Origin of the sequence: Pseudomonas sp. LF-5, assembly GCF_037626295.1 — a bacterium.
GTDB lineage: Bacteria > Pseudomonadota > Gammaproteobacteria > Pseudomonadales > Pseudomonadaceae > Aquipseudomonas > Aquipseudomonas monsensis.
Window position 1 is genome coordinate 279,396 of the sequence record NZ_JARKMT010000002.1, and the last position, 15,280, is coordinate 294,675.

Annotated in this window: 12 protein-coding genes; 4 read left to right on the forward strand and 8 right to left on the reverse strand. The window is 61.1% G+C overall.

Annotated features, from left to right (window positions below):
• The first annotated feature begins 44 nt into the window (after window positions 1–44).
• From PseuLF5_RS08420 to pcaC, 3 genes are read left to right on the forward strand one after another with little or no spacing between them, the layout of a single operon-like run.
• Entirely contained in the window at window positions 45–1,409 is a 1,365-nt protein-coding gene (locus tag PseuLF5_RS08420; RefSeq protein WP_340133346.1) for a 3-carboxy-cis,cis-muconate cycloisomerase, read from the forward strand.
• An 11-nt stretch (window positions 1,410–1,420) separates the two neighbouring features.
• Window positions 1,421–2,212 (forward strand): 3-oxoadipate enol-lactonase, encoded by a 792-nt coding sequence (gene pcaD, locus PseuLF5_RS08425; RefSeq protein ID WP_336347004.1) that lies wholly within the window; start codon window positions 1,421–1,423, stop codon window positions 2,210–2,212.
• A 10-nt stretch (window positions 2,213–2,222) separates the two neighbouring features.
• A complete protein-coding gene (gene pcaC, locus PseuLF5_RS08430) occupies window positions 2,223–2,615 on the forward strand; it encodes a 4-carboxymuconolactone decarboxylase (protein ID WP_095113833.1) in 393 nt (130 codons plus the stop codon).
• A gap of 118 nt (window positions 2,616–2,733) precedes the next feature.
• On the opposite strand, the gene PseuLF5_RS08435 is transcribed toward pcaC, so the two are convergent.
• The 5 genes from PseuLF5_RS08435 to emhA all read right to left on the reverse strand — a co-directional run bounded on the left by PseuLF5_RS08435 (window position 2,734) and on the right by emhA (window position 11,299).
• On the reverse strand, window positions 2,734–3,540 hold the full coding sequence (locus PseuLF5_RS08435) for a methyltransferase domain-containing protein (protein ID WP_340133347.1): 807 nt from the start codon (window positions 3,538–3,540) through the stop codon (window positions 2,734–2,736).
• Between the two features lie 270 nt (window positions 3,541–3,810).
• Window positions 3,811–5,070 (reverse strand): OprD family porin, encoded by a 1,260-nt coding sequence (locus tag PseuLF5_RS08440; RefSeq protein ID WP_336347002.1) that lies wholly within the window; start codon window positions 5,068–5,070, stop codon window positions 3,811–3,813.
• Window positions 5,071–5,516: 446 nt separating this feature from the next.
• Window positions 5,517–6,977, reverse strand: coding sequence for an efflux RND transporter outer membrane subunit EmhC (gene emhC, locus PseuLF5_RS08445; protein ID WP_123465341.1), 1,461 nt, complete (start codon window positions 6,975–6,977; stop codon window positions 5,517–5,519).
• Window positions 6,974–10,138: an efflux RND transporter permease subunit EmhB gene (emhB, locus tag PseuLF5_RS08450; RefSeq protein WP_123465343.1), complete on the reverse strand. Its 3,165-nt coding sequence runs from the start codon at window positions 10,136–10,138 to the stop codon at window positions 6,974–6,976. The genes emhC and emhB overlap by 4 nt, the downstream gene beginning before the upstream one ends.
• A 3-nt stretch (window positions 10,139–10,141) precedes the next feature.
• On the reverse strand, window positions 10,142–11,299 hold the full coding sequence (gene emhA / locus PseuLF5_RS08455) for an efflux RND transporter periplasmic adaptor subunit EmhA (protein WP_340133348.1): 1,158 nt from the start codon (window positions 11,297–11,299) through the stop codon (window positions 10,142–10,144).
• Between the two features lie 266 nt (window positions 11,300–11,565).
• On the opposite strand from emhA, the gene emhR reads away from it, so the two are divergent.
• Window positions 11,566–12,198: an efflux system transcriptional repressor EmhR gene (gene emhR / locus PseuLF5_RS08460; protein ID WP_123465348.1), complete on the forward strand. Its 633-nt coding sequence runs from the start codon at window positions 11,566–11,568 to the stop codon at window positions 12,196–12,198.
• Between the two features lie 377 nt (window positions 12,199–12,575).
• Here emhR and PseuLF5_RS08465 read toward each other — a convergent pair whose 3' ends face one another.
• From PseuLF5_RS08465 to PseuLF5_RS08475, 3 genes are read right to left on the reverse strand one after another with little or no spacing between them, the layout of a single operon-like run.
• Entirely contained in the window at window positions 12,576–13,625 is a 1,050-nt protein-coding gene (locus PseuLF5_RS08465) for an alkene reductase (RefSeq protein WP_123465350.1), read from the reverse strand.
• Between the two features lie 28 nt (window positions 13,626–13,653).
• Window positions 13,654–14,820, reverse strand: a complete 1,167-nt coding sequence (locus PseuLF5_RS08470) for an MFS transporter (protein ID WP_123465352.1) — start codon at window positions 14,818–14,820, stop codon at window positions 13,654–13,656.
• A 34-nt stretch (window positions 14,821–14,854) separates the two neighbouring features.
• The gene (locus tag PseuLF5_RS08475) at window positions 14,855–15,157 is read right to left on the reverse strand and encodes an ArsR/SmtB family transcription factor (protein WP_016771327.1); all 303 of its coding nucleotides are present in this window, start codon (window positions 15,155–15,157) and stop codon (window positions 14,855–14,857) included.
• Between the last annotated feature and the right edge of the window lie 123 nt (window positions 15,158–15,280).

A 15,280-nucleotide genomic window follows, 5' to 3' on the forward strand; every position in this document is an offset into this window, starting at 1 on the left:
CCGATGGGCGCGGGCCGCCACGGCCCGCGCCGGCAAGGATTTTTATGACTCAGCGACCGGGCAATCAATTGTTCGATGCCTACTTCACTGCCCGCGATATGCGTGAGGTGTTCTGCGATCAGGGCCGCGTGCAGGCGATGCTCGACTTCGAAGCTGCACTGGCGCGGGCCGAAGCACGGGTCGGGGTGATTCCGGCGTCCGCCGTTGCCCCGATTGGCGCTGCCTGTAACGCCGGTCTGTATGACTTCGCAGCACTGGGTGAGGCCATCGCCACGGCAGGGAATTCGGCGATTCCGCTGGTCAAGGCGTTGGGCAAGCAGATTGCTGCCACCGACGCTGCAGCAGAACGCTATGTGCACCTGGGTGCCACCAGTCAGGACGTGATGGATTCGGGGCTGGTGCTGCAAGTGCGTCAGGCGCTGGAGTTGATCGAAAGCGATCTGGCGCAACTGGCGGATGCGCTCGCGACCCAGGCACAGCGTTACGCCACCACGCCACTGGCCGGCCGTACCTGGTTGCAACACGCGACACCGGTGACCCTCGGCATGAAGATCGCCGGCTGGCTCGGGGCGGTGACTCGCAGCCGTCAGCGTCTGCGTGAACTCAAGCCGCGCTTGCTGGTGCTGCAATTCGGCGGTGCGTCGGGGACGCTCGCGGCGCTCGGCGAGCAAGCGTTGCCCATTGCGCAAGCCCTGGCCGAAGAACTGCAACTGACGCTGCCCGAGCAACCGTGGCACACCCAGCGTGATCGCATCGTCGAGTTTGGTGCGGTACTCGGCTTGATCGCCGGCAGCCTTGGCAAGTTCGGCCGCGACATCAGTCTGTTGATGCAGACCGAAGCGGCGGAAGTGTTCGAGCCGTCGGCGCCGGGCAAGGGCGGTTCTTCAACCATGCCGCACAAGCGCAATCCGGTGGGCGCGGCGGTGTTGATCGGCGCGGCGACCCGGGTGCCGGGGCTAGTCTCGACGCTGTTCAGCGCCATGCCTCAGGAGCACGAGCGCAGCCTCGGTCTCTGGCATGCCGAGTGGGAAACCCTGCCGGAGATCTGCTGCCTGGTGTCCGGCGCGTTACAACAAGCGCAATTGCTCGCCGCTGGCCTGGAAGTCGACGCCGCGCGCATGGCGCGCAACCTCGAATTGACCCAAGGGTTGGTGCTGGCCGAAGCGGTGAGCATCGTGCTCGCGCAACGGGTCGGTCGCGACACCGCGCACCACTTGCTCGAACAATGCTGCAAGCGGGCGGTGGCCGAACAACGGCATTTGCGTGCGGTATTGGGTGACGAACCCAAGGTGACTGCCGAGTTGAGCCACGCCGAACTCGATGATCTTTTGAATCCCGCCCATTACCTCGGCCAGGCGCAGGTCTGGGTCGAGCGTGCGGTGGCCGAACACAACGCTTTGACTGTCTGAAGGAGAGGGCTGTGGCTTTCGTTCAACTCGCCGATGGCGAACTGCACTATCAACTGGAGGGCCCGGCCGAGGCGCCGGTGCTGGTGCTGTCCAACTCACTGGGCACCGACCTGCACATGTGGGACGCGCAGATGCCGGCGTTCACCGAACACTTTCGCGTGCTGCGTTTTGATACGCGTGGCCACGGCCAGTCGCTGGTGACAGCGGGGCCTTACAGCATTGAACAACTGGGCCGCGACGTGCTGGGTCTGCTCGATGCATTGCACATCGAGCGTGCGCATTTCTGCGGGCTGTCGATGGGTGGTTTGATCGGCCAGTGGCTGGGGATCAACGCCGGGCATCGTCTGCACAAATTGATCGTGTGCAACACCGCGGCGAAAATCGGCGACCCGTCGGTGTGGAATCCGCGCATCGACACCGTGCTGCGCGACGGCCCGGCAGCGATGGTCGCCCTGCGTGATGCGTCGATTGCGCGCTGGTTTACCCCGGACTTTTCAGCGGCCGATCCGGCCGCGGCGAAGAAAATCACCGACATGCTCGCGGCCACCTCGCCTGAAGGTTACGCAGCCAACTGCGCGGCGGTGCGCGATGCCGACTTCCGTGAACAGTTGGCCTCGATCAACCTGCCGCTGCTGGTGATTGCCGGCACCGAAGATGCGGTGACACCGCCGTCCGGCGGGCATTTCATTCAGGCACATGTGCGCGGCGCCGAGTACGCCGAGTTCTATGCGGCGCATTTGTCCAACGTGCAGGCCGGTGCGGATTTCAGTGATCGCGTGCTGGCGTTTTTGCAGGCTCAGTGAGGAAGTGTTTGTGGACGAGAAACAACGTTACGACGAGGGCATGCAGGTTCGCCGTGCGGTGCTGGGCGATGCGCATGTCGATCGCAGCCTCACCACCCTGACCGAGTTCAACTCGGAGTTTCAGGAAATGATCACCCGCCACGCCTGGGGCGATATCTGGACGCGACCGGGGTTGCCGCGGCATACCCGCAGCCTGATCACCATCGCCATGCTGATTGGCATGAACCGCGAGGGCGAACTGAAACTGCACCTGCGGGCGGCGGCCAATAACGGCGTGAGCCGTAGCGAGATCAAGGAAGTGATCATGCAGAGTGCGATTTATTGCGGGATTCCGGCGGCCAATGCGACGTTCCATCTGGCCGAATCGGTTTGGGATGAGCTAGGCGTCGAATCCCGGGAATAATGGCGCCATCGCTGGCAAGCCGGCTCTCACAGGTTTTCGGGTGTACACAAAAATGGTGTTCACTGAACATTGCTGTGGGAGCTGGCTTGCCAGCGATAGCGTTAGGTGCCTTGATGAATTAAACCCTGGCCACAATGAAAATCCGCTTGAACGGAAACAGCGTATTGCCGTTTTTCTCCTGCGGATAATGCGCATGCACGCGCATCATGAAGTGGTAGATAAACCGCGCCTGTTCCTCTGAGTTCAGCGCCTGCATCACCGACCGCAGCGCCGACACCTTTACCCAGTCATAAATCGGCGACTTGCCGTCCACCACCTGCAGTTGTTCGGTTTCCCAGATATCCAGCGACGTGGTCAGTGGCGCCAGCAAGCGGTAGTAATCTTCCAGCGACAGCAACGGTCGCGCGGCCATGCGCTGGCGCAATTGCGCAGTGCCCAAGGGCGTGTGGCCTGGGCCCGAGTCCTCAAGCGTGTCGAGCATCAGGCGATACCACAACGCATCGCGCCAGTCCGGCATATGCGCCGCCAGACAGCCGCCGGGGCTGAGATGGCCCAGCAAACGGGGCAGCAACTGTTCGTGGTCACCGATCAAGTGCAACACCGCCGCCGCGAGCAGCAGGTCGGCCGGTTGTTCAGGTTGCCAGTCGAGCAGGTCGCATTGTTTCCACAGTGCGCTGATTGGCAGGCAACGCGCCTCTTCGAGCATCTGTGCGGAACTGTCGACGCCATGCAACTGCGCACTCGGCCAGCGTTCGGCCAGCAGTTGCGTGGCAATGCCGGTGCCGCAACCGAGGTCGTAAATGCATTTGGGGTCGTCCAGTTCGACACGGTCGAGCAATTCGTTGACCGGGCGTTGCCGGTGGCGGGAAAACTGCTGGTACGCCTTGGCGTCCCAGTCGGGCACGGTGTAGAAACGGGTGACCATGAGGTGGTCCTCCGATGATCAGCAGTGTCTTCCGATGACAATCTGGCCAAATCTTGAGGACCAACAACTATGGGTAGCGGAAGCGGGTGAGTGTGGCGCCTGAGTCCTTCAGGTTTTTCTTACTTTATCCGAGGCCTCGCGATGTGCCACAGATCCTGACGGATGGCACCGACCCTGTAGGAGTGAGCCTGCTCGCAAGGGCGGTAGATCAGTCACCAACAGTGTTGGCTGGTATGCCGCCTTCGTGCGCAGGTTCACTCCTGCAAGGGGTTAGAGCAGGCTGATCGGATAGCTGACGATCAGGCGATTCTCGTCGAACTCGTTGTTGCTGAAATCGCGACGCATGGTCGAGTTGCGCCACCGCACGTTCAGGTCCTTGAGCGTGCCGCTTTGCACGGTGTAACCGAGTTCCGATTCGCGCCCCCATTCCTTGCCGTCGGTGATGGTTCCGCTGTGTACGTTGTCGCCGCTGATATAGCGGTTCATCAGCGTCAGGCCGGGAATGCCCATGGCGGCGAAGTTGTAGTCATGGCGCAATTGCCAGGAGCGTTCCTGCGCGTTGTCGTAGCTGGCGTTGTAGCTGTCGTTGGCCAGGGTGCCGCCACTGGTGCCGTTGACGCGCATCCAGGCGCTGTCGCCGGTGAGTTTCTGCAGGCCGAGGTAAAAGGTGTTGCCGCCGTAGCGGGCCGAGAACATTCCGGACCAGGTTTTGTTATCGAGGTCACCGGCGCGGGCGCTGCCGTCATCCTTGCCATAGAAGAACCCGAGGTTGGCCCCCAGCGTCCAGTCGCCGAGTGGCTGGCTGTGAATCAGGTTGACGTATTGCTGGCTGTAGATGTCCTTGAGCTCGGCGTTCCACAGGCCGATCTGCGTGCGTTTGTCGTTGAAAACGTATTCACCACCCTGGAAGTTGAAGCGATCGGAAGTGAACGCCGCTTTGCCGGTCATCGACATGTCGCTCATGCTGCTGTCGTCGCGCGGACTGTTGGCGCGGAACTGCCCGCCGTAGAGGGTCAAGCCGTCGATTTCCTTCGAGGTGATCTGCCCGCCACGGAAGGTTTGCGGCAGCGAACGGCCGTCGTCGGAGCGCAGGATCGGCAGTACCGGCATCCATTCGCCGACCTTGATTTCGGTCTGCGACAGCTTGGCCTTGAACGCGACGTTGGTGCGACCGAAGTTGTCTGCCGGACGGCCGTCGTGATCCAGCGGCAGCAGTTGCGTGCCGCCGGTGCCTTTACCGCCATCGAGCTTCACCGAGTACAAACCGAGTACGTCCATGCCGAAGCCGACGGTGCCTTGGGTGAAGCCGGATTTGGCGTCGAGGATGAAGCTCTGCGTCCATTCTTCAGCCTTGCCCTGGGCCTTGGTCGGGTTGGTGAAGTTGCGGTTGATGTAGAAGTTGCGCAGGTTGAGGTTGACCTTTGCCCCTTCGATGAAACCGGCTTCTTCGGCCGCTACGGGCAGGGCCGCGCCAGCCAGTGTCAGGGCGATCAGGCCGGGAATTGCATACGGCGCAATGGGATGGGTCATCGCAGGGTCTCTTGTTATTTTTTGGGGTCGAACGAAATCCGTTGCCGCCGTTCTCGGGGCAGTTACGAAGTTGCATTTTTTTGGGGATGAAGCGGCGAGCGATCAGCCGGACGGAGCAGGGCGCGGGAGCATGGTATCGAACCTGTTGTTATTGGTTTTGTGGAGCGAATGGTGCGGGGCGCGAAGGGCGAGTTTCAATCGGGGAAAGCGGGTTTTGGGCGATTATCGAACGCAAGATTCTGCCGGGTTTTGTGGGGGTTGATAAGGCCCCATCGCTGGCAAGCCAGCTCCCACAAGGATCTTCAGTGAACACACATTTGCAGACCCCCAGATAAATCTGTGGGAGCTGGCTTGCCAGCGATGGGGCCGGGTCGGACACCACAGCGTTTTGACAGGCAACAAAAAGCCCACCAATCGGTGGGCTTCCTGTTTTCACCTGAAGATGATCAGAACAGCTTCATCTTCGGTGCTTCTTCTTTCAGCGCTTCGTTCTGCGCGGTCTGCGCATTCCAGCCGCCGCCCAAGGCCTTGTACAGGTTGACCGCACTGGTCAGCTGCGCGAGGCGGTCGGTGATCAGTGACTGTTGCGCACTGAACAGCTGACGCTGGGCATCGAGGAAGGTCAGGTTGCTGTCGACACCGATGCGGTAACGACGCTCGGCCAGGCGGTAGTAATCCTGGTTGGCCGCGACGAAGTCACGCTGCGCCTGCAACTGCTCGGTGTAGGTCTGGCGTGCCGCCAGGCCGTCGGCGACTTCCTGGAAGGCGGTCTGAATCGACTTCTCGTAGTTCGCCACGCCAATGTCCTTCTGGATCTTGGCGTAGTCGAGGCTGGCGCGCAGGCTGCCGGCGTTGAAGATCGGCAGGTTGATCTGCGGCTGGAACAGCCACGTCCCCGAACCACCCTTGAACAGACCGGACAGGTCCGGGCTCAAGCTACCCGCGTTGGCGGTCAGGCTGATGCTCGGGAAGAACGCGGCACGGGCCGCGCCGATGTTGGCGTTGGCCGCCTTCAGGTTGTACTCGGCTTGCAGGATGTCCGGACGACGTTGCAGCAAGTCCGATGGCAGACCGGCCGGTACGTCGCTGAGCAGGTCATCCGACAGCGGCTTCGCCCCTTGCAGGTTGGCCGGGATGCCGGTGCCGAGCAGCAGGGTCAGGCTGTTTTCGTCCTGCGCGACCTGGCGGGTATAACGCGCCAGTTGGGCCCGGGCGTTTTCCACGGAAGTACGCGACTGCGCCAGGTCGAGTGCCGAAGCCACGCCGACTTCGTTGCTGCGGCTGGTCAGCTTGTAGCTTTCCTCGAAGGCACCGAGGGTGTCCTGCGTCAGCTTGAGCAGTTCCTTGTCCGCTTGCCAGGTCAGGTAGGCGTTGGCCACGCTGGCCACCAGACTGATCTGGGTACTGCGCCGTGCTTCTTCGGTGGCGAAGTATTGTTGCAACGCTTGTTCGCTCAGGCTGCGAACGCGACCGAACAAGTCGAGTTCGTAGGCACTGATGCCGACGGTAGCGGAGTAGGAGCTGCTGATCGACGCTTCACCGGTCTGCGAGGCACGGGCCGGAACCCGCTGACGGCTGCCGTTGGCATTGGCCGACACCGCCGGAAACAGATCGGCACGCTGGATGCGGTATTGAGCCGCATAGGCGTCGATGTTCAGCGCCGCGACACGCAGGTCGCGGTTGTTTTCCAGGGCGACCTGGATCAGCTGTTGCAGGGCCGGGTCATGGAAAAACTGCTTCCAGCCTTGCTCGGCAGCCGCTTGCGCCGGAGCCTGGGCCGGCGAGTACGCCGGGCCCTGCGGGTACTGGCCCGCAACCGGTGCTTCAGGCTGCTGATAATCGGGGATCAGCGAGCAACCGCTCAGCACGAAGGCGGCGACTGCGATGGAGAGTAGCGACTTGCTCATTGGCCAGCCTCTTTAGGGGTTTCAGTCGTCTCGTCCTGGTCGGCGATTTTGCGCTGGCCGAGGGACGAAACCGTGACGAAGAACAGTGGGACCCAGAAGATCGCCAGGATCGTGGCGGTGATCATACCGCCGATTACCACAGTACCGATGGCATGCTGGCTACCCGAGCCGGCCCCGGTGGAGATGGCCAGTGGCACGACGCCCAGAATGAACGCCAGGGACGTCATGATGATCGGGCGAAGACGCATGCGGCACGCTTCGACTGCGGAGTCGATCAGGCTGTTACCCTGCTCGTGCAGCTCCTTGGCGAACTCGACGATCAGAATAGCGTTTTTCGCCGCCAGACCAATGGTGGTCAACAGACCCACCAAGAAGTACACGTCGTTGGACAGGCCGCGCAGGCTGGTGGCGAGCAATGCCCCGATAATCCCCAACGGCACTACGAGCACAACGGCGATCGGGATCGACCAGCTCTCGTACAGCGCCGCCAGACACAGGAATACCATCAGCAACGACAGCGCAAACAGCGCCGGAGCCTGCGAGCCTGCCAGACGTTCCTCATAGGACAGTCCGGTCCAGGAAATACCGACACCTTTAGGCAGCTTGGCAGCGATTGCCTCGACTTCAGCCATCGCTTCACCGGTGGAGTAGCCCGGTGCCGGGGCCCCGAGGATTTCCATCGCTTCCACGCCGTTGTAACGCGACAGCTTCGGCGACCCGTAGATCCACTCACCCTTGGCGAACGCCGAGAACGGAACCATGGTGCCGGAGGCATTGCGCACGTACCACTTCTTCAGGTCTTCCGGGCTCATCCGCGAATCCGGCTGGCCCTGGACATACACCTTCTTCACGCGACCGCGGTCGATGAAGTCGTTGACGTAGCTACTGCCCAGCGCAATCGACAGGGTGTTGTTGATGTCGCTGATGGTGATACCCAGTGCACTGGCCTTCTCGTCATCGATTTCGAGCTGGAACTGCGGCTCGTCGTTCAGACCGTTTGGACGCACCTGCGACAGCACTTTGCTTTGCGCTGCCATGCCGAGGAACTGGTTGCGAGCGGCCATCAGTTGATCATGGCCGATACCGGCACGGTCCTGCAGGAACACGTCGAATCCGGTGGCGTTACCCAATTCCAGAACCGCAGGCGGGGCGAAGGCAAACACCATTGCATCGCGGAAACTGAAGAAGTGCTGCTGGGCACGGGCGGCGAGTTTGAACACGCTGTTGTCGGCGTTCCGCTCGTGCCACGGCTTGAGCATGATGAACGCCATACCCGAACTCTGACCACGGCCGGCGAAGTTGAAGCCGGTGACGGTGAACACCGACGAGACCGCGTCACCTTCGCCGCCATCCTTGCTCGGACGCAGCAGGAACTCACGCATTTCATCCACGACCACCTGCGTGCGCTGGGCACTGGAACCGGCCGGTGTCTGCACCTGGGCAAACAGTACGCCTTGGTCTTCTTCCGGCAGGAAGGAGGACGGTATGCGCAGGAACAGCCAGATCATCCCTACGAAGATGATCACGTAAGCCAGCAGGTACGGGGCCTTGTGACGCAGGATATTGCCCACGCCTCGTTCGTAGCTTTTGACGCTGCGGTCGAATCCACGGTTGAACCAGCCGAAGAAGCCTTTTTTCGGTATGCCGTGCTCGCCATGGGGAATCGGCTTGAGCATGGTGGCGCACAGCGCAGGGGTAAAGATCAGGGCAACCAGTACCGACAACGCCATGGCCGAAACGATGGTGATGGAGAACTGCTTGTAGATCACCCCGGTTGAGCCGCCGAAGAACGCCATCGGCAACAGTACCGCCGACAGCACCAGGGCGATACCGACCAGGGCCCCCTGGATCTGGCCCATGGATTTTTTGGTCGCTTCCTTCGGTGACAGGCCTTCCTCGCTCATCACCCGTTCGACGTTTTCCACCACGACGATGGCGTCGTCCACCAGCAAGCCGATGGCCAGCACCATGCCGAACATGGTCAGGGTGTTGATGCTGAAACCGGCGGCGGCGAGGATGCCGAACGTACCGAGCAGTACCACCGGCACGGTCATTGTGGTGATGACCGTGGCGCGGAAATTTTGCAGGAACAGGAACATCACCAGGAACACCAGCACGATCGCTTCGACCAGGGTTTCAACCACACCCTTGATCGACTCGGTCACCACCGGCGTGGTGTCGTACGGGAACACCACTTCCATGCCTGGCGGGAAGAACGGCTTCAGGCTGTCGATGGTATTACGCAGGGCCTTGGCGGTGTCGAGGGCGTTGGCGCCGTTGGCCAGTTTGACTGCCAGGCCGGAAGCCGGGCTGCCGTTGAACTGGGCGCTGATCGCGTAGTTCTCACCACCGAGGCCGACGTCGGCGACGTCTTTGAGGCGAACCTGCGAGCCGTCCTTGTTGACCTTGAGCAGAATCTCTTTGAACTGCTCGGCCGTTTGCAGACGGGTTTTGCCGATGATCGTCGCGTTCAGTTGCTGACCCTGCACGGCAGGCAAGCCGCCGAGCTGGCCAGACGAGACCTGGACGTTCTGCGCCGCGATGGCAGTCTTCACGTCGATCGGGGTCAGGTTGAAGTTGTTCAACTTGGCCGGGTCGAGCCAGATGCGCATCGCGTACTGGGCACCGAAGACCTGGAAGTCACCGACACCGGCGGTCCGCGAGATCGGGTCCTGCATGTTCGACACGATGTAGTTGGACAAGTCGTCCTTGGTCATGCTGCCGTCACGCGACACCACGCCGATCACCAGGAGGAAGTTTTTCACTGCCTTGGTGACGCGGATACCTTGTTGCTGCACTTCCTGCGGCAGCAGCGGGGTGGCCAGGTTCAGCTTGTTCTGAACCTGAACCTGCGCGGTGTCGGAGTTGGTGCCTTGCTCGAAGGTCGCGGTGATGGTCATGCTGCCGTCGGAGTTACTTTCCGAGGACACATAACGCAGGTTGTCGATACCGTTGAGCTGCTGCTCGATCACCTGGACCACGGTGTCCTGCACGGTTTGCGCCGAAGCGCCCGGGTAGGTCACGGAGATCGCGATGGCCGGAGGCGCAATGCTCGGGTACTGGTTGATCGGCAGTTTCAGGATCGAGAGTGCCCCGACCAGCATGATCACCAGGGCGATTACCCAGGCGAAAATCGGACGGTCGATAAAAAATTTCGACATGAGTTACTCCCCTTTGCCGCCAGCGGCTTTGTCAGCTGCCTGAGCGGGGGCCGGGTTTTTGGTGCCGACGTTGGTCGCTTCGGTCGGTTTGACCTCGACGCCCGGTTTGACGAATTGCAGCCCTTCGGTGATGAGGCGATCGCCGGCCTTCAAACCGTCTTCGATCAGCCACTGGCTGCCGACAGTGCGGCTGGCCTTCAACTGACGCAACTCGACTTTGTTGTCCGGGCCGACGACCAGTGCGGTCGGCGTGCCTTTGAGGTCACGGGTCACGCCTTGCTGCGGAGCGAGGATAGCTGCGCTGTTCACACCTGCCTGCAACTGGGCGTGGACGAACATGCCTGGCAACAGGGTGTGATCCGGGTTCGGGAACACGGCGCGCAGGGTCACCGAACCGGTGGTCTGGTCGACCGACACTTCGGAGAATTCCAGCTTACCGTCGAGCTTGTATTGGCTGCCGTCTTCCAGGGTCAGTTTGACGGTGGCGGCGTTGTCGCCAGCCTTTTGCAGACGACCGCTTTCCAGTTCGCGGCGCAGCTCCAGCAGCTCCACCGAGGACTGGGTGACGTCAACGTAGATCGGGTCCAATTGCTGGATCACGGCCATGGCGTCGGTTTGACCATTGCTCACCAAGGCACCTTCGGTGACCGAAGAGCGGCCGATTCGCCCGGAGATCGGCGCGTACACCTTGGTGTAACGCACGTTGATCTGTGCGCTCTGCAACGCCGCTTCCGATTCCATACGGTTGGACACGGCGGTGTCGTATTCCTGACGGCTCACGGCCTGCTCATCGACCAGTTGCTTGTAGCGGTCGGAGATCGACTTGGTCGAACGCAGGCTGGCTTCGGCGCTTTTCAGGGTCGCTTCATAGACCGCCGGGTCAATCTGATACAGCTGCTGGCCGGCTTTGACGTCGCCGCCTTCCTTGAACAGACGCTTGAGGATGATGCCGTTGACCTGCGGTCGAACTTCAGCAATGCGGTACGCACTGGTGCGCCCCGGCAGTTCGGACGTGAGGGTGAACGCTTGTGGTTGCAGGGTGACGACGCCGACCTGAGGAGGCGGAGCGGCTGGAGCCGCTTCTTCCTTTTTACATCCGCTGAGCAGCGATGCCAGGGCGACGGCAGTGACCAGAGCGGTAACAGCTGGCTTGAATTGCATGAAAATCCTCGGGTCAGGCGCGCGAAAAACGCACAAGAAGTGTGGAAGGGTAAAAAACGGCTTCCGGGTGGATAAGTAGCTTGCTAAGGAATATACTTACGTTCATGGTTGTTTGTAAACACCTTGGCGTTGTACCCACCCTGTTACAAAACGCGTCGCAAGGTTTGAAATTGTAGGCCGGGGAGCCGATTCACGAGAGATCGCCCCCTCTTTATTCAGCGGATATTCAGCCATCCCTGAAACATCCTGTTTGAGGTTTTACTGCCATGGTCCGTCGTACCAAAGAGGAAGCTCAAGAAACCCGTAGCCAGATTCTGGAAGCGGCGGAGAAAGCTTTTTATGAAAGGGGCGTTGCGCGCACCACCCTGGCGGATATTGCGGCGTTGGCCGGCGTCACGCGCGGTGCTATTTATTGGCACTTCAGCAACAAGGCCGATCTGGTACAGGCCATGCTCGACTCCTTGCGGGAACCGCTGGATGAGCTGGCTCGGGCCAGTGAAAGTGAGGATGAGCTGGATCCGCTGGGCTGCATGCGCCAATTGCTGATTCATTTGTTTCATCAAGTTGCGCTGGACCCGAAAACCCGGCGTATCAACGAAATTCTGTTTCATAAGTGCGAGTTCACCGATGAAATGTGCGATCTGCGTCAGCAGCGCCGGGAAGTCAGTCTCGATTGCAATGAGCGCATCGCGCTGACCTTGCGTAATGCGGTCAATCGCGGCCAGTTGCCGGAAGATCTCGACACCGCCCGTGCGGCCATCAGTATTCATGGCTATATTGATGGCCTCCTGTATGGATGGCTTCTGGCGCCGGACAGCTTTGAGCTGCATGCCGAGGCCGAGCGTTGGGTCGATACAGGGTTGGATATGCTGCGCCTGAGCCCCAGCCTGCGCAAATGAAACAAAATGCGTAATTGGCACAGCCTATGTCAATTGGCCGGCTTTTATATACGTTCGCGGCAGGGAGTTTATACGTAGAGAGCTACGCATTTTGTAGGGAATTTGTGTCTTCTGTGTGAACAAGTGTTGGCTGCTGCCCTCACCCTAACCCTCTCCCAGAGGGAGAGGTGACTGACCGTGTTGTTCATTCGAGTTACACCGACCTGAGATATCAGGGCCGAACTCCAGATTTGAAAAGCACACAGATCTGCTCCCTCGCCCTTGGGAGAGGGGCGGGGGTGAGGGGCCACGTACTCAGCCACCCAATCAATCTTCAGGCGAACAAAAAAGCCCCCGGCTCTCACGAGTCGGGGGCTTTTGTCTTCCAACCTTACGGCTTACAGAGTCGGGTAGTCGATGTAGCCGATCGGGCCTTTGGCGTAGAACAGCTCTGGACGCGCCTCGTTCAACGGCGCATCCGCCTTCAGGCGTGCCGGCAGATCCGGGTTGGCGATGAACGGCACGCCGAAGGCCACGGCATCTGCCTTGCCAGCCGCCAGCCAGGCGTTGGCGCTGTCTTTGGTGAAACGTTCGTTGGCGATGTACGGGCCACCGAAGGCTTCCTTCAGTTGTGGGCCGAGGCTGTCGGCGCCTTCTTTCTCGCGGGAGCAGATGAACGCGATACCGCGTTTGCCCAGCTCACGGGCGACGTAGGTGAAGGTTTCCGCCAGGTTGTCATCGCCCATGTCGTGGGAATCGGCGCGCGGTGCCAGGTGCACACCGACGCGGCCAGCGCCCCAGACTTCGATCGCCGCGTCAGTCACTTCCAGCAGCAGACGGGCGCGGTTTTCCAGGGAGCCGCCGTAGAGGTCGGTACGCTGGTTGGTGCTGCTTTGCAGGAACTGGTCGAGCAGGTAACCGTTGGCACCGTGGATTTCCACGCCGTCGAAACCAGCAGCCTTGGCGTTTTCGGCACCGGTGCGGTAAGCGTCGACGATGTCGGCGATTTCAGCGGTTTCCAGAGCGCGCGGGGTTGGGTAGTCAGCCATTGGACGCACCAGGCTGACGTGACCTTTAGGCTGGATCGCGCTCGGCGCAACCGGGGTTTCACCGTTCAGGTACGACTCGTGGGAGATACGGCCAACGTGCCACAGTTGCAGGAAGATCTTGCCGCCGGCCGCGTGAATGGCCTTGGTCACGTTGGCCCAGCCACGCACCTGGTCATTGGACCAGATACCCGGGGTGTCCGGGTAACCGACGCCCATCGGTGTCACCGAGGTGGCTTCGGACAGGATCAGGCCGGCAGAGGCGCGTTGTACGTAGTACTCGGCCATCAGCGCGTTAGGCACACGGCCTTCGTCGGCGCGGCAGCGAGTCAGCGGGGCCATGATGATGCGGTTGGCCAGTTCGACGTCGCCGAGTTTGATCGGATCAAAAATAGTTGCCATGTCTACAACCCTCATAAGTAAAAGTTAATCAGTTGGTTGCCGGGGCCAGATCGGCGTTGCCGTTCTGACGGAAAGTAATCAGGGTCACCAGCAGGGCGAGCACTGCCAGCGCGGCGGCTGCGAGCGGCACGCTGGTCAGGCCGTAGCCGTGCGCGATGACGGTGCCGCCGACCCAGGCGCCAAGGGCATTGCCGACGTTGAACGCGCCGATGTTCAGGGTCGAAACCAGGTTCGGTGCCGCTTTGCCGAAGGTCACCACGTTGACTTGCAGTGCCGGCACGGCGGCGAAACAGGCGGTGGCCCAGAGGAACAGGGTGATTTCTGTCGGGATCAGCGCGACGCTGGTCCAGGTCAGCACGGTGGAGACCACGGCCATGGCGATGAATACGCCGATCAGCGTGGCGGCCATGCCTTTGTCGGCCAGCTTGCCGCCGATGATGTTGCCGACCGTCAGGCCCAGGCCGATCAGCATCAGCGTCCAGGTCACGCCACGGGGCGACACGCCGGTGACTTCGCCGAGCAGCGGCGCCACGTAAGTGAACAGGGTGAACACCGAGGCGGCGAACAGCGCGGTCATGCTCAGCGACAGCCAGATACCGGCGCCTTTGAGGGCGGCGAGTTCGGCGCGCATGTCGAGTTTTTCCTCGTCACGCTTGGCCGGCAGGAAGCGGATCAGGCCGATCAGTGCGATCACACCGATGACGGTCACGGCCCAGAAGGTCGAACGCCAGCCGGCTTCCTGACCCAGTGCGGTGCCCAGCGGCACGCCGAGGACGTTGGCCAGGGTCAGGCCGGTGAACATCAGGGCCACGGCCGAAGCGCGTTTGTTCGCCGGCACCAGATTGGCCGCCACCACCGAACCGATACCGAAGAAGGCACCGTGGCACAGCGCAGTGATCACGCGGGCAAACATCAGTACGTTGTAGTCACTGGCGATGGCGCAGAGCAGGTTGCCGACAATAAAGATGCCCATCAACGCGACCAGTGCAGCCTTGCGTGGCAGTTTTGCCGTGGCCAGGGCCATGAACGGTGCACCGATGGCCACGCCGAGGGCGTAGCCGGTCACCAGCCAGCCGGCGCCGGGGATCGACACACCGAGGTCGGCCGCCACATCGGGCAGCAGGCCCATGATGACGAACTCGGTGGTGCCGATGGCGAAGGCGCTCAAGGCGAGTATGAGTAGCGAGAGGGGCATGCAGGTTTCCTTGTCGGCTGGCTGACGTTAAGGGTCAGAGCTCTTTACTGAGGGTGCTGAGGAACGCCTGGATCACGTCCTCGTTACGTTTGAAAAAGTGCCATTGACCGGCCTTCTGGCTGCTGATCAGACCGGCGCGTTGCAACGTTGCCAGGTGTGCCGAGACAGTCGATTGCGACAGGCCGCAGCGCTGATCGATCTGCCCGGCGCAGATGCCGTACTCGTGGTTGTGCAACTGTTCCGGGAACTCGCCTTTCGGGTCTTTCAGCCAGTTGAGGATGTCTCGCCGTACTGGGTGCGCCAGGGCTTTTATTATTTCGTCGAGGTCAAGGTTCATGGCAGGGTGCTCGTGTGTGTACAACGCTATATCGCGATGAGGCGAACTTTAAATCGTTAGTTCGCGATACACCAATATGATTTTGATCTGAACTCAGCATAAATCGGTATATCGGGTTATAAC